A 17,984-nucleotide genomic window follows, 5' to 3' on the forward strand; every position below is an offset into this window, starting at 1 on the left:
TAAAATGACATATAGTTGTCAAGATTACAGCGTAATTTAGTGCTCTTTTTACTTTACAATAAATGCATTGGCAGATGAAAGGAGCAACCACATGGAATTTATTACGATGATGGCTGTTGTTATAGTGTTGTGTTGTTGGTGGGCGTTCGCGTTATTCTTTAGACTTGCAAAAGATGACCATTAATATATCCCAACTTATAAACTTAATAACAACAAAATATTGATCTAACAAATACATAAGGAGCCGCGGATTACGCGGTTTTTTTGTTTGTAATAAAATGCAGTCTTGGTCCGGTTATACGAACGAAGGCTGCATTTTATTATATAATTCGATTCATAGTAATCTTTATTAATTGTGTATTTACTATATAAACCTGATATGTATGTTTATTACGTTGACGTGAAACGTGATTTTCGTTTATAGTACGAAGGTACTTCAATGCGCAAAAGCCTAAAAGCTTAAAAGTAAAAAAGTGATTTGACTCATTGTTAAAAATAAAACGAAAAGAAGATATGCAATCATATCCAAACCTCTATAAGGAGCTTTCATCATGGACAGACAGCTTAGTTTTTCAAAAAGCATGACGCTTATTATTTTTATTCTAGCACTATTATTTGTATCCATATTTCTACTAAAAGCAGAGCCGCACATCCCACTCCTATTTACCACAGTAGGTACAGCCGTGTTGCTGAGTATATTTGGTGTTCCCTGGAAAAAACTTGAGTCCGCAATAATCCAAGGGATTCAAACGGCGATTATGCCTATTCTCATACTCTCACTCATTGGTATTCTGATTGCTGTGTGGATGATGAGCGGCACTGTGCCGACCATTTTATTCTATGGTATGGATTATGTTAAACCTCATTATTTTGCAGTGAGCGCATTATATATTACGATTCTTGTCTCGATGTTCACCGGAAGTTCCTTTACTACGGTGAGCACGGTAGGTGTCGCTTTGATGGGAATAGCACTAACTACAGGTATTACACCGACAATCGCAGCAGGCGCTATTATTTGCGGCGCATGTTTTGGAGATAAAATGTCACCGCTGTCGGACACGACAAATTTTGCTCCAGCGGTGGCGGGGGTTTCTATTTTTACTCATATTCGTAATATGATGTTTACCACATTGCCAGCACTAATCCTTACAACCATCTTTTTCTTATTTCTGCCTATGCCGAGTACAATTGATTTATCGTCCATTCAAGAAATCAAGTTCGCATTACAAGATGGATTTCATATTCATTGGTTTACCTTGTTGTCCCCGATTGCTGTTATTGTATGCTCAGTCAAGCGGGTGCCGATTCTTCCCACACTTATGGTTGGGATCGTCAGCGGATTACTCATCACCGCATTCATACAACAGCAGACGTCTGTTAGTTTCTGGTTTAGCGTGATGCAAAGCGGGTACAGTAGCTCGATTACGAATGAGACGGTAGCTTCCATCGTTAACCGGGGCGGACTTCAGTCGATGATGGGATCCGTATCCCTCATCTTAATTGCTTTATCGCTCGGTGGATTATTACAGTATTGCGGTGTAATTGAAGCCTTTTTCCGTAAGTTGATTCAGCCTCTGAAGCGTAAGAGCAATATCGTTCTTATGACGGGCGCCTCATCCATCGCCGTAAATGGAATGACAGGAGAGCAATATTTATCTATTCTTTTGCCAGGTCAGATGTTCAAGGATGAATATACTCGCCGGGGGATTCCTGCCAGAACACTTTCCCGAACACTTGAGGACTGTGGGACACTTGTTAACCCACTGATTCCTTGGGGGGTAAGCGGGGCCTTTTTCGCAGCTACTTTAGGGGTTCCTGTTATCGAATATGTTCCATATGCAACGTTTTTATGGTTAAGTCCGATGATTACGTTTGCTTATGTTCTGATTCCCAAGTTGCAGAAACAATCGCTAGAGTAGGAAAAGTGAATGTAAATGTAATTGATAAATGTAAATGGTCTACAAACTAAATAACTACTCATGAGAAGTCGCGAAGATCGCGGCTTTTTTTCGTGTGATTTGTGGGAAAGAATGTGTTTAAATCAAATAGTATTTTGTAAAATATTACATAAAAATAAAGTATATAGTATAATTCGGTATGTTCGTTAATCTGATTAAACACGTTTGCAAAGCGGCGAGATAAGTAGGTTAGTTAGAGGAATTGTTCAAATACATAAAATTTTGGAGGTTATGATGAGAGAAATAGATTACACTGATTATTTTTGGCAGGATTAAAAGGTGAGACTACGAGCTGTACAGGAAGAAGACTGGGAGAGTTGTTATTTTAGTGATTTCGACACTCCTGCTCGTATTTTACTAGAATGTGCTGTAGAGTTACCACCTACTATGGTTGGAGCAAAAAAATTCGTGGAAGAAAATGCAAACTTTACTTCTACCAATGGACGAATCATGTTCACTATTGAAAACCTAGATGGAGATAGTATAGGCGGTATTAATCTAAACAGCATCAATGAGAGAAATGGGACATTTAGTATAGGAATTGTCATTGATAAAGAGTACCGAGGTAAGGGTTACGGAACAAGTGCCATGAAAATTCTATTAAAATATGCCTTCCTAGAACGAAGACTTCATAAATTTAACGACTATGTACTTGAAGGGAATGTAGGTTCAGCCAAGATGATGACGAAACTCGGTTGTATTCAAGAAGGGGTTCGTCGCCAAGTAGTATATGTAAACGGTAAATACTTAGATTTTATATTGTTCGGGTTAACGAAAGATGAATTTATTGAAAAACAAAAGGAAGATGGAGAATGAATAAGATGAGGGAGAAATCACAGGTGTATTTTCCAGTTTCTTATTCAACCTTATCTCATAAGGCACTACGAGAATTTATAGGAATAACTTATGGTCTGAATGATATAACGGAGTTCAGTTATTTGCTTCGCGGGATGAATGATACCTATCTCATTAAAACAACAAAAGATAACTATGTGTATAGAGTTTACAGGGCGGATCGAAGATCTGAGTATTCCGAGGTTGCTTTTGAAATTGAATTGTTAACCTATTTAGATGGAAAAGAGATCCCGGTATCTCTACCCATAGCTGATCAGAGCGGGAATTTCATTCAAACGCTGAATGCTCCGGAAGGAAACAGATTCGGTGTGCTCTTCTCATTTGCAGAAGGGACCGAGCGGTCTATTGATAATGAAGAGATAAGTCATCTTTTTGGTAAGGCAGTCGCTGATATTCACTTGATATCAGATGGTTTTCAGCCTGAACTTACAAGACAGCCATTAAATTTGGAGTATCTTATTCATCAATCACTTACCTCGATCGAACCCTATATGACCCATCGAAGTGAAGGTTATGAATGGCTTAGAGCGTTTGCAGAACAGTTAGAAGAAAAACTACTCGAATTTCCTATAGAAGAGTTAGACTGGGGAATCTGTCATGGCGATCTTCATGGAAATACAAATATTAGCTTTAAAGAAGATATGTCATACACTCATTATGATTTCGATCTATGTGGATTTGGCTGGAGAGCATATGATATTGCTGAATTTCGATTAGCCAGGGAAGTACGACTTCATCATGATCAGGATAAATTAGAGCGACTATGGAATGCATTTATTGAGGGCTATGAATCGGTAAGAAAGCTCAGCAAAAAGGATTTGCAAGCGGTGCGAATCTTTGTGGGAATAAGGCAGCTCTGGTTAATGGGATTATGTCTAGGAGATTCTCATATCCATGGGAGTATTGATTTTGACGATGATTTTATTAGCGAAAAACTAGACTTCTTTAAGAACTCACAAGTTTAAACTAAAGTTGAATGCGAATAGATTGAAGAACGTAGGGGGTAATCACTATGGTTGATATAGAAATACTGTCCCAAGCATCTACACCCTTTGGAATTGATAAGGAAACATTAGAGTTTATTGGTAACTCGTGTAATGAAGTATACAAATGTAGTTGGGGGAATAAGACTTATTTTTTGCGCTTGTCTGATAAACCGCTCGAATTTGAAGATTGTATCAAGGCGGAAGCCCACTTTGTTCGGTATTTGGCTGATAACGGCGTTCGAGTGTCTATACCGATTCATACATTAGATGGTGAATTAACAACAGTATGTCGTAATCATGAGAAAACCTATATTGCCACCGTGTTTGAAGGGGCCCCAGGGAAATTATTTGATAGTGACCCAGAATTATGGGGACCGTCCTTATTTCAAACCTGGGGTGAAACGATGGGGGCTATGCATCGGTTAACAAAATCATATGATTCTAGTGCTTTGAAGACCAAAAGGGACAACTGGATACCAACTGAAATAAATAACCAACATTTGCATCAGGGTAATTATCATTTACTTGTAAGTAAGCTCAGAGGTTTAGAGAATGAAATGAAATCTCTGCCTAAAGAGAGAGATACATATGGACTTATTCATTATGATTTTCATCCCTATAACTTCCTAATTAATGAAGGAGAAATAACAGTTTTTGATTTTGATGATTCTTTGTATAGTTGGTTTGCACTTGATATTGGAATTGCGGCTACGCATGCTGTATGGTGGGGTTCACAAATAAAAGAGTGGAAATCCAAGAATGAATTTGCTAAGCATTTCTTACATGAATTTCTAAAAGGATACATAAAACAAAACCATATTGAGAATGAGTGGGATCAGAGGATTCCCATGTTCATGGAATATAGAAATATAAGTTCATTCTTTTGGTGGCTGATTGGATGGGACGGAAATGAAGACAATTTGAATGAATTTCAAAAGAATGCAATTAAAGAAGCGGTTAACCTAATCGAAAGAAATCTGCCATTTGATGGCTGTAATATCAAGTTATAAATTTTGTGGGTAGATTGATGATGCAAACAAGATTTATTTTACTGAAGGAGTGAAAAACTTGATGGATTCAAATATTCATCTACGATGGGCAACTGCAAAAGATGCACTAGACCTTGTTAAGCTGAATAACGAATTTAATGGAGTAGCAATTACAGAAGAAGTAGTTATTAAAAACTTATCTTATTCTAATGAGCTTGTTGCATTAGCTTTACTAAATGATGTACCCGTAGGATTTGCTTGTTCGCAATATTACAAATCGATATGTTATCCAAATCCTCATGCTGAAATTACGGAAATGTTCATTAAGGAAGACGCTCGGAGAAAAGGAATAGCGACATTGTTGTTGGCTTTTATCGAAGAAGAACTTAAATTACAAGGTGTTACCTCAGTGAAATTATTAACAGGTAAAAAGAATGAAGTCGCTATACAAACATATGAAAGATCAAGTTATATAAAGCAAGAAGAACAGGTTCTACAGAAGAAATTATGAGATGTCGTTCTCTAGAAAATAATTTCGAATTAAGATGTAAAAATACGAATAGACGGAGGAGTTAATCTTATGAAAATAAGATCTGTTTCACTAGGGATCATTAGAAGAGAGGAGAGTATTTTAGTTGAAGTCATTAATTATCCTGGGATCAGCACAACTTTCTATCGGCCAATTGGTGGAACTATCGAGTTTGGTGAAAATAGTAAACAAACATTGATAAGAGAAATTAGGGAAGAACTAAGTCAAGAAATTGAAGAACCACAATTAATCTTTGTCATAGAGAACATTTTTGGTGTTTTGGATGATAAAGGACATGAAATAGATTTTATTTATGAAGTGAATCTGAAAGAAGAGAATTTTTATGATCTTGATGAAATTGACGGAATAGAAGGGGATATTCATTATAAAGCTCAATGGAAACCACTAGATTTTTTTGAATCAGATTCTGACGTAAAGTTGGTTCCAGATGGGTCGCTAGATTTACTCTCACAACGAGATAACAACAATATTAGTGTAATTAAGCATGTGAAAACGAACTAATGTCTATGAGAGTGTTGGAGGTTGTGAATGTTAAGAACAAAAAGATGCTCCTTATCAGAGGTTCAAGATTCTGATTATGAGTCCATTAGACAACTCTGGATGGATGAGCAGATTAGGTTGTACCTTGGAGGAGCGATAAAAGAAGAGTGTATTCTTAGGAATAAATTCTCGGGTTTAATAGAAAAATCGAAAAAAGATGAATCATTTTATTTTGTTGTCAAATTAATAGATACAGAGAGTTTTATCGGGTTGGTATCGTTAGACAAATATCATGACGGTGAGAACATAGAAATTTCATATGAGTTATTACCTGCATATTGGGGCAGAGGTCTTGCAACAGAAATAATCATTCGTGTAATTGAATATGCCTTTGATAATCTTGCTCTAAAGAGATTAGTAGCGGAAACACAAACAGCGAATTTGAGATCTTGCACATTATTAGAAAGAGTAGGAATGAAACTCATAAAGAAGACGAATAGATTCGGCGCGGAACAAGCTGTGTATTATTTGCAAAAAACTCGAAAGTAATTCAAAGGACGTGGAAACGTATGATTAGGTTAGTAAAGCCTAATTTAAAGTTGGAGGAAGAATACTTATCTTTTTATGAAGAATGGAAGCGATCTGGTGAGAATATGGTTCCATGGGTCATAAGCAAAGATCCAAGTGACTTTCCAAAAATGCTGAAATCACTGTCAGATAATGAGGAAGGTGTTGGTCTACCAGAAGGTATCGTATCAGATTCAACTTTTTGGTTGGTTGACGAAAGTAATAGAGTATTAGGGGCGGTAAATATTAGGCATCAATTAACAAAACATTTGTACAATACAGGAGGGCATATAGGTTATGGTATTTGCCCGTCTGAAAGATTAAAAGGTTATGCAACCAAACTATTAGGATTATCCTTAAGTGAAGCTAAGAAAATCGGAATAAAAGAGGTATTAGTTGTCTGTGATGCTGATAATGTTGGATCGGAAAGAACCATTATTAAGAACGGTGGGAGAGCCGATGCAGATTACATAGAAGATGACGGGAATATAATTAAACGATATTGGATTGAAATTGTCTAACTCGAATAAGCCATAGACATCTGACATCTGATAAGAGCGCTTTATTAAAATCCTAATGAGATGGGAGGTACAACACAAGATGAAACAATATAGATTAGAACAAGCAGATAAAAATATATTTGCAATTCATCAAGTGATCTATTCTAACTCCGATATTGAGATGTGGTTTGACTGGAACACTCGTTTAAAGGATACAAAATTTACAGACCAATGTTTTTGGATCTTGTGCGGCGAGGATAAAATCGGAGGGGTGATAAAGATAGATGATACAGCAATGTATCCTTTTATGATTCCTCCTTTTTCGGATCGGAAACATATGTGGAGCATATTATTAACATGTTGCAATGATCTAAGGAATATCAACGGAGTTCTGCAAGAGGATGTAGATATACTGCAGTCATTTGGCTTTAAAGTAAATGTAATTAGGCAGGTCATGTGTTGTCCGACAGGTGTAAGTAAGAAACCGGTAATTCCAGATGGATTGTCCTTGTGGTTAATGGATGATTCTTTTGATGTAACAAGAATTAAGGATGTAATGAAGGAAGGATACAGTGGTGGAATAGACTACGAGATCTTTGGTGTTCCGAGTGACGAACAGATCCTGAAGGATATATCGTACCTTATGCAAGTTTACATACATAGGAATCTTTCCGTATATGTCGTAGATGAGCAAAACAATGAAATTGTTGGACTTTGTATCGCAGGTATCAGTGAAAAAATGCCCTTAGGTTTTGCAGAAATCGGGGAGTTATGTGTTGTCCCTCGGTATAGACACAAAGGAATTGCAGAGTTCGTGCTTAACTACATAAAACAATCAGCTAGTGCGTATACAGATGCAATAAAATTATGTATCACTGTGGGAAATAATGCAGAATTACTATATAAGAAAACAGGATTCCAAGCAGGCCCACGATTTGCTAGGATGACCAAAAGAAAGTGAATGGATCTTAATAAGTAATAAAGATATGATTCATTTCAGTATCTAGTATGGATGCTTTAGCTTTCTTTCTCGTGCATTTTGAGTATCAGAACGTTTGGCGAAATTCCTAATCTTTTTAATAGAGAGGTGTGTAATGAAGCTATTTCATTTTAGTGAAAATCCAGATATAAAAATCTTTTACCCCCGAACCATCTACGATCAAACAGATGCAAAAGTCTGGACCATTGATAAGTATCATGCGCCACATTACTATTTTCCAAGGGAATGCCCAAGAGTCTGTATTTGGCCTAAAGAAGATACAAAAGAATTAGATATTACTCGTTTTTTTGGAATGTCACAGGTGAATCGGATGATTGCAATTGAATCAGATTGGTATGATCGAGTTAGAAATGGATCTATTTATCGTTACGTTTTTGATTCAGCAGACTTTGAGTTAGAAGAAGAAAATGCAGGATATTATGTAGCAAGACGTTCGGTCACTCCAATAGAAGTAGAAAGAATTGATGATCTGGTCACAGCTATTTTGGATGAAGGAATAGAACTTAGGATCACTCCATCTTTAATGCTTATGAAAGAACAAGTAATAGAGTCTACAGTCAACTTCTCCATGATCCGGATGAGAAACGCAAAACAGGATAATGAAAAACAGTGAAATGATATTTGGGAGCAACTGACGACTGTGAACTGATTTACTGAATTATGTGTTAATGAAGAATTAGAGATAAAGAATATGGCAATGTGAGGAATGACCTAAAATGAAGATCATCGTTACGGGCGGAGCTATTATAAGAGACAACGAAGGACGAATATTACTTCAAAAAAGATCGGATTATGGCAATTGGGGACTTCCAGGTGGTGGGATGGATACAGGTGAGTCTATTGAAGAGACTATGATACGAGAAGTATTTGAAGAAACGGGACTTGAAGTAAGAGAGTACGAGCTTTATTCCATATATAGCGGACCACGGATGAAATATAGATATCCAGACGGTAATGAAGTTGTTTTTGTTATGTTCATTTTTAGTGCAACAGTGGATCTAGAGGGGAGGATTGCTGAAGACAATAGTACCTTAATATATAACGATGATAATCAAGAATCATTAAAGCTAGAATTTAAATTTATTGAAGATATTAATATAGAAGATATAAGCACTGTACAAAGACCCGTATTTGAAGATTTAAAGAGAGAAGTAAGAAGCATACTGAGAACTTAAACCTGTAAATTAATTTATGAAGAGCTAAGAACGATATACGAAAGGACTGAAGAGATTGAAGTATAAAACACTTGTCGCATCAGTCATTGTTCTTTTCTTGATATTCATTTCAATACAATATGTTAAGCCATACTATTCGTTCAGAATTAAAGATAATGAACAAGCCATTACTCAATCAATAAGTGAGATGCTAGATCAACCTATTAAAATCAAATTAATGAGAGATATAGACGATAAGCGGGTAGTTCTGTTTACTATAGGGTCACAGATTGGTGAATCTGAACTTACCAAAGGTCCAAATGATAAATACAAACTTGATTCTGCTGGGCACGGGACAAATGAAGTAAGGTATAGAATTTTAAAAACGGATAATGGACAATATATTAAATTTTTAGGTAGGAACACAGATGGTATCTCTAAAATACTTGCACTAGTTGAAAGTGAAAAATACTATTTATCTGTCCAGGAGGGAGATTATTTTATCTCAACCATTCATTTAATTAACAACGTAGAAAGCAGCTTCCCTTCAGGATCAGTTTGGTATGACACTCAGGGCAATGAAATAATAAGAATTGGTATATCTAATGATGATATCTTATAAGAATTCAAGGTACAGAGCGTACAGATTATATCTAAGGAGCGAACTTATGAACATTAAAGTGCAATTAACCAATGAAAATGAATCTTATATTATAAAAAACATATATCCTTTATATCTGTATGATCTATCAGAACATTATGTAAGGTACCCAAATGTTCATGGGATTTATGAAGAAAGTGATGATTATAAAACACTAAGTGACCAATATGAAGTCCAAAATATTTGGTGGGAAAAACCAGATAGTTTGTATCCCTATTTAATTTTAGTAGATGATTGTCCAGCAGGATTTATCCTCATTGCTACTTCCCCATATTGTGCAGAGAATGTAGACTATTTTGTTCATGAGTTCTTTTTATTACGTCCTTACAGAGGTCAAGGTATCGCTGAACAAGCTGCTACCAAAGTATTTGAGCAATTCAAGGGGAGATGGGAATTGTTCACCAATCCTTCTGAAAGAAACCAAACAGGTCAAAGATTTTGGCGGAAGACCGTTTCTAATTATAGTAAAGGTAATTATATTGAGTTGAATGATGATACCTTTGACGGACAGAAACTAATATTTAGGTTTAATAATACAGAGAAGTAAGTTTTAAAATTGGATTCTTCAGAGAGGAACTCAAATTATGATTGTATTTGCGTACATCGCTATTTATATAATGCCAATATTAGGTTTTTTATTCGTAGTCGCATTATTAAGAGCAATCAAAAAAATTGTCAAAAACAAATCATATACAGCTGAAGTATTTTGGAGTGGACTTTTATTCGGCCTTATTGTTTGGTGTATTGCTATAGTTGCCATATTTAATGAATGGTGATAACGACTCAAGCTCGGACGCTCTCATCATCTCCGGTGTATCTACTATTTTAGACTGGGATAAGGTGATGGTTTTAAAAGATGATAGGGTGGTAGAGCTATTAATGATAGGCAGTTGATATTTTAATAATACATATAAGGAGTTGTTAAAAGTGGATCAGAAAGCAGCAGGTATTGCAGCCAATGAAACACCCGAAGGAACACAGATTATATATGGGGAGTTTGCGGGGGGAGAATCTTATTATTCTTGTAGCTACCGCCCTGACGTAGTCTATGCTAAATACGGCGATGTGGAACGAAGACTGCAGATCATATCGCCATCTCGAAGTGGGTATAAGTTTCCTCTAATTGTCTATATACAAGGCTCTGCGTGGAAAAAACAGGATATCTACTCTTCCATTCCTAATCTCGTTCAGATAGCTGCTAAGGGATACGTGGTGGCCAGTGTAGAAATACGGGACACCGGTATTGCGCGTTTTCCGGCTGCTGTTGAGGATGTGAAATGCGCGATCCGGTTTATGCGCAGGAATGCAGAGGAGTATGGTATTGATCCGGAACGCGTAGCGGTATGGGGCAATTCATCCGGCGGACATCTCTCCTTAATGACGGGTCTTACAGTAGGCGAGTATGATAACGGTCTTTACAGTGAGGAGTCAGACGAAGTTAGTGCAGTCATTGATTATTATGGGGTTACGGACCTGCTGACCTTAGGGAAGTACAATGATATTCTTGACCATGATGCAGCTGATTCTCCTGAAGGCTTATTCATTGGCGGTAAGGTAAAAGAACATGCGGAATTGGCGAAGAAGGCGAGCCCCCTTCATCAAGATTTGGATAAGGCACTTCCGCCGTTTCTTATCGTGCATGGAGATAGTGACCATGTTGTACATATAAACCAGAGTATAGAGATGTACAAAGCTTTGAAAGCGCATGGACAGAGAGCTTTCTTCTATAAAGTAGTAGGTGCAGATCATGGACCAGGCTTCTGGAATTCTCAAGTGCTTGACGTCACTGCGAAGTTCTTGTCTACTCACTTATATCGACCTCGATGAAGAGGGAACGTATGGAATTAGAAGAAGTGCTCTCTGTACATGCCGAAATAGGACATCACATCGTGTCCGTGATTTCTCGCTGTCTAATAATGATCCTTGCATATCCCTTTTTCTTCTACAAACTGTTCTAGATCTTTAAAAACCCTTTCTCCGAGAGGTTGTGATTTCATGTTGAATTATACGAATACCACCAAAGAACTCTTTGAAAGCGGTATCGATACAGCAATTATCTCTATCGGCGCTACCGAACAGTTTGGTCCTTATTTGCCTATGCATTTAGATACTTTAATTGCTGAAAAATATGCTGAAGAATATGGCAGAGCTATAAATGCATATGTACTGCCTACCATACCTTTCAATACATCTGAGGAGCATGCGAACTATAAAGGAACGGTGACCATTAGTCCGAACTTAATAACAACTCTAATAGAAGAAATTATTACTGGGTTAATGAGACAAGGATTTCAGAAGTTCATTATATGCTCAGGTCATGGCGGTTCTTATTGGGAAGGGGCATTCATTAAGCACATTAATTATAAATACCCTGAAATAATAGTTATTCATCCCCATCATAATCATGATGCATGGTCAGTTGCCATTCACGCAGCAGAATTAGAAGGATTAGATGAAATGCATGGTGGTTTATTGTCGGTATGTACTGCGATGTGGCTGTGCCCCGATAAGGTCAAATTAGATTCGATGGGATCAAATATACCTAGTGGAAATAAACAATATGCTGACTTTATGGGCTGGGATAAGTTAACGTTAGACGGATGTTGGGGTAATTTTGATCCAGAATTATATACTCCGGAAGAGTTAGCTCTTAAGGGAAAGATATTTTGGAGTACCTTTATGGCAAGAAAAGCCGAAGGTCTTAAAGAACTTTTAGAAGATGCATATACACGAAAGACCCAAGGTGGAAGAAATCTGTAGAATCATAACTTAGGAGAAGACGATATGAACCAATTGATTAATGAAGCTGATAATAGCGGATGATCTTATTTATTGAGTTGTTACTCCGAAGGGTTAGGCCTCCTATAACAGTGTATTTTCGTTTCGGAGTAACTGGTGGGTACTTTTCAAGCATTAAAGGGTGGTGTGTTCTTTTGGGGTTGTTTTATAAAGAGTCAGGTACTTCAGACAATCCTCTCCTTGTTTTTTTACATGGGGGAGGAGTCAGTGGTTGGATGTGGGAGAGGCAAATGAAATACTTTCATGATTATCATTGCTTAGTCCCGGACTTACCTGGACATGGCCACAGTTCAAGAATGGAATTTTCTATTAATAGCAGTGCGGAAGATATATTGAGTTTAATTCTAGCGAAAGCGCAAGGTAAAAAAGTGATTTTAGTGGGATTTTCTCTCGGTGCACAGATCGCTATTAAAATGCTTAGTCTGAATCCAGATGTTATAGATTATGCAATATTAAATAGTGCACTTGTTAGACCGATTCCATTAGCTAATAAAGTTATTAATCCTATGATTTGTTTAACTTATAGGTTAACTAAAAATCGTACCTTTTCGAAGATTCAAGCAAAACAGTTATATATCGGAGACGAAATGTTTGAGAGGTATTATAAAGAAACAACAGATATGGAGCGGAACACTCTTATTAAGATTCTTGAAGAAAACATGTCTTTTCGTATACCGAAAGAATTCAGTAGGTCTAAAGCAAAGATTTTAATTACGGTTGGAAATCACGAAAAACAAATAATGAAAAAATCTGTATCCGAATTGTTAGACAAAAATATAAATTGTAAAGGGCTGATCATACCGAGTGTTGGTCATGGAGTATCCCTTGCATTACCTGATTTATTCAATAAGATGGTTGATGCTTGGATTCATGATGGAGAATTACCGAGTGGACTGATCCCTGTCATAAGGTAATGGAGTAAAAGAGTTTTTGAAATCTTTTTTATATGGGGGAATAGCGGAATGTATTTTGTTCTAGGAATGATCCTGAGTGGGATCGTTTTTTTGCTTCTTACCTTGACTGGTGGAGAAATGGGAGGACTCATTTTTTTATTCATACTAGCTGGTTTAATTGGATCACTGTATGGTGAGAATCAAAAATTAAAAGGGAGAATAAATAGTATAGAAAAGTTTCATGGAATAGATGAAGCAAGCGAATTCAACATGGATGATGAAGAAATTGAAAAGGAATTAGAACAATATATAGAACCGAGAGAAAAGAATAACTAATGGAGTTGAATGCAGACCTGTAAGGAAGGAGACGAAATGAAGAATAACCAATTACCAAGGAGAGGGTTGCTATACTTCTAGTTTATTGGCGATATTTTTTCTATGTCATCGATCATAAGTTAAATGTATTCATTGAATGCTGGAAAGAAGGATTATATATTCAAGCAATCATACATGACTTGTCTAAATTTTCACCTAAAGAGTTTGCTCCTTATGCTCGTAAATTCTATTCAAATCAGAAAGATGAGAATACAGAATTAGCGTGGAGATATGCATGGCTGCATCATCAAAACCATAATAAACATCACTGGGAATACTGGATCGTAAATAAAGACACTAAAGAAGCTTTTGCCAATGCCTAAGAAATATATGATTGAAATGGTTTGTGATTGGAGGTCGTTCTCAAGGAAATGGGGACGTAAAGTTAAAGACTCTAATTTGGTAGAAAGAATGGTGAACTCTAATAACATCATATTACATCCAGATACTAGGGAAGAACTCAAAAGATTCATAAAGAAAAAATAACATCAAACAAACTGCTGTATGTAACCGTTTAAAATATAGAAAGGTGGGTTTTATGAAACGAATATTCATCATCTTTTTTAGTGTGATCTTACTAGCCGGATGTTCAAAATCGAAAACAGAATCATTAATTGATGAAGTTAAGCAATTAGATAATGAGAACTCCGTTGTAGATGTACTGGTAAGCAATATGGATCCTTTAGGGAACAATGCTGAGTTACAATTCTCAGTTCGAAATGATAAAGATGGTTTTGAGGGAGATTTAATATTTGATGTAATCGACGAGATATTTAATCTTGAAGAAGTTACTACTACAAAACCAGAAATACCGGAGTATAACACCGGTTTAACTTTCTCGGCACAAAGAAAAGAAGACTTGAAGCTTTATGAAATCCAAATGATGGTCGATTCTGAATTAAAATATGTAAAGTTGTTTAATGTTCAGTCTGAGAATGTAAAGGTAGATTACAACAAATTTTATCATTTAACGGAAACGCTTAAAGCGAATATGAAAGAGATTATAAATTTTAAGAAGTAACGTAAACATCCTGTCAAAAAGGGAGAGGAGTATATGAAAGTCGTTATTATAAAAGCTACTCTAAGCGATAGAACATTGATAGAGAATTTATTGCAGTTATATATTTATGATTTTACGGAATATACCGATGCTTCGATTGGTGAAAATGGCCTATATCAAATCATGCTGGATTTTGAATCGTACTGGTCGGATGATCATGATAATTGTTCGTATGTTATTAATGTAAATGATGAAATCGCAGGTTTTATGATGACGAAGGAAAAAGATGAGACTGGGAACTGCCATGTTCTGTTTCATTTTTTTATACTTCGTAAATTTAGAAGAATGGGTATAGGTAGAAAAGCAGCTGCGTGCTTACTGAAAGGGTCTAATCGAACATGGGAATTATATCAGCTAGAAAGTAATATTCCCGCGCAAAAGTTCTGGGATCAGATTATAGAAGAAGTATCTTACGGTGAAGTAAAGGTGAAAACAGAAAACGGAAGAAGGTATCAAAACTTTATTTGTAAGTAAAATGAACAACACAAAAAGAGTAAGGGAGTTATAAAAGATGCCGATTTGTATAAATCAAAATGGTGATATTTTAGAGGAGATTATTGATCTGCCCGAAGATCAGATTGATCAAGTAACTTTAAATTACCCGATAACTCATGCATTAGTAGTAGCAAGAAATAGAGATGGTTTTTTACTGTTATTTAATCACTGGAAACAAAACTGGGAATTGCCGGGTGGGGTTCGTGAAGCAGGAGAAAGTCTTAGAGCTTGTGCATTACGAGAAATGCTGGAGGAAACGAATCAAATACCAGGGAGAGTCGATTTCAGGGGTTTAATGAAATTCAAATTAAAAAATGGTAGAACCGAATACGGAGGTCTTTTTAGTGCAGATATTGATAACGAAAGACCATTTCTAGATAACGAAGAAGCGGAGAAGGTGATCTACTGGGATTTACATACGGACATAGGATACATAGATGAAATTGACAAGGAACTATTGAAATACTATTAAGTCTTGAAGCTTATAACTAAGGTAAATGAACCTGATCACGAATGGAAAAGGTGAATGATATGAAGGATGGTTGTGAACTGGATCATTTTAATGTTGAAGAATCTACGATCGGCAACTTACAAGCTGCCATGGAGAAGGGTGAACTGAGTTCCAGAGACCTTATTATGTATTACTTGAACCGGATTGCTAGGTATGACCAAGATGGTCCGAATATAAATTCAGTTATGGAAATAAATCCTGACGCAATTTTCATCGCGGAGGCATTAGATTACGAAAGAAAAACTGTGGGAAGTAGGGGGCCATTACACGGAATTCCAGTCCTTCTTAAGGATAATATAGAAACAAACGATAAGATGCGTACAAGTGCTGGGGCACTTGCTTTGGAGAACCACATCAGTTCAAAAGATTCTTTTCTTGTACAGAAATTAAGAGAAGCGGGCGCTATTATTCTAGGAAAGACGAACATGACAGAATGGGCTAATGGGATGTCTACGAAGATGTGGGCGGGATACAGTGCTAGGGGCGGACAAATCGTAAACCCCTATGGTGACTTTTTTGCAGGAGGTTCAAGCACAGGTTCTGCTGCAGCGGTAGCAGCGAATTTCACTACGGTTGCTATAGGGACCGAAACTTCTGCATCCATATTAAGTCCGGCTATTCAGAATTCGATCGTGGGTATAAAGCCGACAGTTGGACTGATCAGCCGTTCGGGGATCATCCCTTTTTCTTATTCACAAGATACCGCGGGTCCTATGGCGAGAACGGTTACGGATGCAGCCATCTTATTAAGCACACTTGCAGGAAAAGATGAGAATGACTCCGCAACTTGGAAAAATCCGAATTCGAAACTTGACTATACGACATTTTTAGATATCCATGGATTAAAGAATGCAACAATTGGTGTCTTCAGAAATGCAACTATTGATCGATATCGTGATTCAGATGAATATGATGAGAAATTGTTTGAAAATGCGGTAACGAAGGTAAAAGAAGCGGGTGCAACTATCGTAGAAGATATAGAAATCCCCTCGTTTCATAGAGAGTGGGGATGGAACAAGATAAATTACGAGTTTAAACACAGTGTCGAAAATTATCTACAGAGTCTTCCGCCTCATATTCCGGTCCATTCTCTTCGTGAACTGATTGATTGGAACGAACAGAACGCTGAAATGGCACTCAAGTATGGTCAGAACCTCCTGGAATATAAAGCACAATTAGACAGCAATCCGCTCAAGAATTCGAAATACATAGTAGAAGTGATATCTGATTTATACCAATCACAAAATAACGGTATTTATTACGCAGTGAATAAGTATGGACTAGATGCAATCCTTTTTCCATCTTATGTAGGTGCTGATCTTTGCGCCAGAGCAGGATATCCTTCGGTCGCACTTCCAGCGGGATACAAAGATAGCGGAAGACCCTTTGGAATTACATTTGCAGGCACAGCATTTAGCGAACCCGTTCTGATCCGTATCGCATATGCATTTGAACAACGAACTTCATATAGGAAAAAGCCAAACTTCACTTCTAGACTCTAATTTCGAATCTCCATCAGCATACCAAAGGAGGAAGTCTATGATAAAGCGTATATTTTCAATCATACTAATCATATCATTGGTACTAATTCAGTTAATGACATTTCATCCTACAAAAACTTTTGCTTGTAGTTGTGCATCTCTTGAGGTAAAGGAGAAATTAGAACTCTATTCTGCAGTGTTTGAAGGGACAGTCATTGATATTGGTGAAAGGAAGAGTTCTCCCGAGTTTAGTCAGGTGCGAGGTTATACATTTGCTGTGGAGAGAGCATGGAAGGGTGTTAAGGATAAACGTGTTATTGTCACCAGTCTAGATGGCGGTTCAAATTCATGCGGTTATCAGTTTAGTGAAGATCGAACCTATATTGTGTACGCGAGTCTGGATAAAGATCAAACACTAGTAACGAGTTTTTGCAGTAATAACCTTCTGAGTTCGGAAGCAGAAGAAGATCTAAAGCAATTAGGAAGCGGAGATATCATTAATAGTAACAATGAAGAAGGTGTTCCAGCCTTAGCTATCCTATACATCATCTTGTCTCTCATTTTAATATTAACCATCATAGCGGTATGGAGGATTAAAAGAAGGACAAGGAAATGATTTATCCTAGCTATCTGTTATCCTTAGAAGGAACCGTGCCATCTCCAGCGAATT

At 36.9% G+C, this 17,984-nt stretch carries 24 protein-coding genes; all 24 read left to right on the forward strand.

The annotated features are described in order from the left end of the window. Positions 1-551 precede the first annotated feature (551 nt). The 24 genes from nhaC (at position 552) to ACWPWY_RS06165 (ending at position 17,930) form a co-directional block, all read left to right on the forward strand. Complete coding sequence (nhaC, locus tag ACWPWY_RS06050) at positions 552-1,919, forward strand: Na+/H+ antiporter NhaC (RefSeq protein WP_454190843.1); 1,368 nt, start codon at positions 552-554, stop codon at positions 1,917-1,919. Between the two features lie 318 nt (positions 1,920-2,237). Further along, a complete protein-coding gene (locus ACWPWY_RS06055; RefSeq protein ID WP_454190844.1) occupies positions 2,238-2,774 on the forward strand; it encodes a GNAT family N-acetyltransferase in 537 nt (178 codons plus the stop codon). Next, on the forward strand, positions 2,771-3,778 hold the full coding sequence (locus ACWPWY_RS06060; RefSeq protein WP_454190845.1) for a phosphotransferase: 1,008 nt from the start codon (positions 2,771-2,773) through the stop codon (positions 3,776-3,778). Before ACWPWY_RS06055 ends, ACWPWY_RS06060 begins: the two co-directional genes overlap by 4 nt. 47 nt (positions 3,779-3,825) lie before the next feature. After that, positions 3,826-4,809, forward strand: coding sequence for a phosphotransferase enzyme family protein (locus ACWPWY_RS06065; protein WP_454190846.1), 984 nt, complete (start codon positions 3,826-3,828; stop codon positions 4,807-4,809). 61 nt (positions 4,810-4,870) lie between these two features. After that, on the forward strand, positions 4,871-5,299 hold the full coding sequence (locus ACWPWY_RS06070) for a GNAT family N-acetyltransferase (protein ID WP_454190847.1): 429 nt from the start codon (positions 4,871-4,873) through the stop codon (positions 5,297-5,299). A gap of 69 nt (positions 5,300-5,368) precedes the next feature. Further along, positions 5,369-5,839: an NUDIX hydrolase gene (locus ACWPWY_RS06075; protein ID WP_454190848.1), complete on the forward strand. Its 471-nt coding sequence runs from the start codon at positions 5,369-5,371 to the stop codon at positions 5,837-5,839. Positions 5,840-5,866: 27 nt separating this feature from the next. Further along, on the forward strand, positions 5,867-6,367 hold the full coding sequence (locus ACWPWY_RS06080) for a GNAT family N-acetyltransferase (protein WP_454190849.1): 501 nt from the start codon (positions 5,867-5,869) through the stop codon (positions 6,365-6,367). 20 nt (positions 6,368-6,387) lie between these two features. Then, positions 6,388-6,906, forward strand: a complete 519-nt coding sequence (locus ACWPWY_RS06085) for a GNAT family N-acetyltransferase (RefSeq protein WP_454190850.1) — start codon at positions 6,388-6,390, stop codon at positions 6,904-6,906. A 79-nt stretch (positions 6,907-6,985) separates the two neighbouring features. Then, positions 6,986-7,846 (forward strand): GNAT family N-acetyltransferase, encoded by an 861-nt coding sequence (locus tag ACWPWY_RS06090; RefSeq protein ID WP_454190851.1) that lies wholly within the window; start codon positions 6,986-6,988, stop codon positions 7,844-7,846. A gap of 133 nt (positions 7,847-7,979) precedes the next feature. Continuing rightward, complete coding sequence (locus ACWPWY_RS06095; RefSeq protein ID WP_454190852.1) at positions 7,980-8,498, forward strand: DUF6886 family protein; 519 nt, start codon at positions 7,980-7,982, stop codon at positions 8,496-8,498. A gap of 103 nt (positions 8,499-8,601) precedes the next feature. Beyond that, positions 8,602-9,060 carry an NUDIX domain-containing protein gene (locus ACWPWY_RS06100; RefSeq protein WP_454190853.1) on the forward strand — a complete coding sequence of 153 codons (459 nt, stop codon included), beginning with the start codon at positions 8,602-8,604 and terminating at the stop codon, positions 9,058-9,060. Between the two features lie 55 nt (positions 9,061-9,115). Beyond that, a complete protein-coding gene (locus ACWPWY_RS06105; RefSeq protein WP_454190854.1) occupies positions 9,116-9,661 on the forward strand; it encodes a hypothetical protein in 546 nt (181 codons plus the stop codon). 46 nt (positions 9,662-9,707) lie between these two features. Further along, positions 9,708-10,247 carry a GNAT family N-acetyltransferase gene (locus tag ACWPWY_RS06110; RefSeq protein ID WP_454190855.1) on the forward strand — a complete coding sequence of 180 codons (540 nt, stop codon included), beginning with the start codon at positions 9,708-9,710 and terminating at the stop codon, positions 10,245-10,247. A 380-nt stretch (positions 10,248-10,627) separates the two neighbouring features. Continuing rightward, positions 10,628-11,527, forward strand: a complete 900-nt coding sequence (locus ACWPWY_RS06115; protein ID WP_454190856.1) for an alpha/beta hydrolase fold domain-containing protein — start codon at positions 10,628-10,630, stop codon at positions 11,525-11,527. Between the two features lie 168 nt (positions 11,528-11,695). Further along, positions 11,696-12,460, forward strand: a complete 765-nt coding sequence (locus ACWPWY_RS06120) for a creatininase family protein (protein ID WP_454190857.1) — start codon at positions 11,696-11,698, stop codon at positions 12,458-12,460. A gap of 173 nt (positions 12,461-12,633) precedes the next feature. Further along, the gene (locus tag ACWPWY_RS06125) at positions 12,634-13,413 is read left to right on the forward strand and encodes an alpha/beta fold hydrolase (protein ID WP_454190858.1); all 780 of its coding nucleotides are present in this window, start codon (positions 12,634-12,636) and stop codon (positions 13,411-13,413) included. A 48-nt stretch (positions 13,414-13,461) separates the two neighbouring features. Beyond that, the gene (locus ACWPWY_RS06130) at positions 13,462-13,728 is read left to right on the forward strand and encodes a hypothetical protein (protein ID WP_454190859.1); all 267 of its coding nucleotides are present in this window, start codon (positions 13,462-13,464) and stop codon (positions 13,726-13,728) included. 131 nt (positions 13,729-13,859) lie between these two features. Beyond that, positions 13,860-14,090: a DUF5662 family protein gene (locus ACWPWY_RS06135; RefSeq protein ID WP_454192814.1), complete on the forward strand. Its 231-nt coding sequence runs from the start codon at positions 13,860-13,862 to the stop codon at positions 14,088-14,090. Positions 14,091-14,106: 16 nt separating this feature from the next. Continuing rightward, positions 14,107-14,253, forward strand: a complete 147-nt coding sequence (locus tag ACWPWY_RS06140; RefSeq protein ID WP_454192815.1) for a hypothetical protein — start codon at positions 14,107-14,109, stop codon at positions 14,251-14,253. Between the two features lie 52 nt (positions 14,254-14,305). Continuing rightward, on the forward strand, positions 14,306-14,788 hold the full coding sequence (locus tag ACWPWY_RS06145) for a lipoprotein (RefSeq protein WP_454190860.1): 483 nt from the start codon (positions 14,306-14,308) through the stop codon (positions 14,786-14,788). Positions 14,789-14,821: 33 nt separating this feature from the next. Continuing rightward, positions 14,822-15,301, forward strand: coding sequence for a GNAT family N-acetyltransferase (locus ACWPWY_RS06150; protein ID WP_454190861.1), 480 nt, complete (start codon positions 14,822-14,824; stop codon positions 15,299-15,301). Positions 15,302-15,338: 37 nt separating this feature from the next. Continuing rightward, complete coding sequence (locus tag ACWPWY_RS06155) at positions 15,339-15,794, forward strand: NUDIX domain-containing protein (protein WP_454190862.1); 456 nt, start codon at positions 15,339-15,341, stop codon at positions 15,792-15,794. Positions 15,795-15,853: 59 nt separating this feature from the next. Further along, the gene (locus ACWPWY_RS06160) at positions 15,854-17,335 is read left to right on the forward strand and encodes an amidase family protein (protein WP_454190864.1); all 1,482 of its coding nucleotides are present in this window, start codon (positions 15,854-15,856) and stop codon (positions 17,333-17,335) included. A gap of 37 nt (positions 17,336-17,372) precedes the next feature. Continuing rightward, positions 17,373-17,930, forward strand: a complete 558-nt coding sequence (locus ACWPWY_RS06165; protein ID WP_454190865.1) for a hypothetical protein — start codon at positions 17,373-17,375, stop codon at positions 17,928-17,930. Positions 17,931-17,984: the final 54 nt, after the last annotated feature.

The organism is Paenibacillus sp. Marseille-Q7038, from assembly GCF_965111595.1.

Coding starts and splice junctions, on each gene's coding strand:
- ACWPWY_RS06100 (WP_454190853.1), top strand. CDS start 8,602: ATGAAGATCATCGTTACGGGCGGAGCTATTATAAGAGACAACGAAGGA.
- ACWPWY_RS06120 (WP_454190857.1), top strand. CDS start 11,696: ATGTTGAATTATACGAATACCACCAAAGAACTCTTTGAAAGCGGTATC.
- ACWPWY_RS06140 (WP_454192815.1), top strand. CDS start 14,107: ATGGTTTGTGATTGGAGGTCGTTCTCAAGGAAATGGGGACGTAAAGTT.
- ACWPWY_RS06160 (WP_454190864.1), top strand. CDS start 15,854: ATGAAGGATGGTTGTGAACTGGATCATTTTAATGTTGAAGAATCTACG.
- ACWPWY_RS06080 (WP_454190849.1), top strand. CDS start 5,867: ATGTTAAGAACAAAAAGATGCTCCTTATCAGAGGTTCAAGATTCTGAT.
- ACWPWY_RS06095 (WP_454190852.1), top strand. CDS start 7,980: ATGAAGCTATTTCATTTTAGTGAAAATCCAGATATAAAAATCTTTTAC.
- nhaC (WP_454190843.1), top strand. CDS start 552: ATGGACAGACAGCTTAGTTTTTCAAAAAGCATGACGCTTATTATTTTT.
- ACWPWY_RS06070 (WP_454190847.1), top strand. CDS start 4,871: ATGGATTCAAATATTCATCTACGATGGGCAACTGCAAAAGATGCACTA.
- ACWPWY_RS06155 (WP_454190862.1), top strand. CDS start 15,339: ATGCCGATTTGTATAAATCAAAATGGTGATATTTTAGAGGAGATTATT.
- ACWPWY_RS06165 (WP_454190865.1), top strand. CDS start 17,373: ATGATAAAGCGTATATTTTCAATCATACTAATCATATCATTGGTACTA.
- ACWPWY_RS06130 (WP_454190859.1), top strand. CDS start 13,462: ATGTATTTTGTTCTAGGAATGATCCTGAGTGGGATCGTTTTTTTGCTT.
- ACWPWY_RS06060 (WP_454190845.1), top strand. CDS start 2,771: ATGAATAAGATGAGGGAGAAATCACAGGTGTATTTTCCAGTTTCTTAT.
- ACWPWY_RS06110 (WP_454190855.1), top strand. CDS start 9,708: ATGAACATTAAAGTGCAATTAACCAATGAAAATGAATCTTATATTATA.
- ACWPWY_RS06075 (WP_454190848.1), top strand. CDS start 5,369: ATGAAAATAAGATCTGTTTCACTAGGGATCATTAGAAGAGAGGAGAGT.
- ACWPWY_RS06065 (WP_454190846.1), top strand. CDS start 3,826: ATGGTTGATATAGAAATACTGTCCCAAGCATCTACACCCTTTGGAATT.
- ACWPWY_RS06150 (WP_454190861.1), top strand. CDS start 14,822: ATGAAAGTCGTTATTATAAAAGCTACTCTAAGCGATAGAACATTGATA.
- ACWPWY_RS06090 (WP_454190851.1), top strand. CDS start 6,986: ATGAAACAATATAGATTAGAACAAGCAGATAAAAATATATTTGCAATT.
- ACWPWY_RS06085 (WP_454190850.1), top strand. CDS start 6,388: ATGATTAGGTTAGTAAAGCCTAATTTAAAGTTGGAGGAAGAATACTTA.
- ACWPWY_RS06145 (WP_454190860.1), top strand. CDS start 14,306: ATGAAACGAATATTCATCATCTTTTTTAGTGTGATCTTACTAGCCGGA.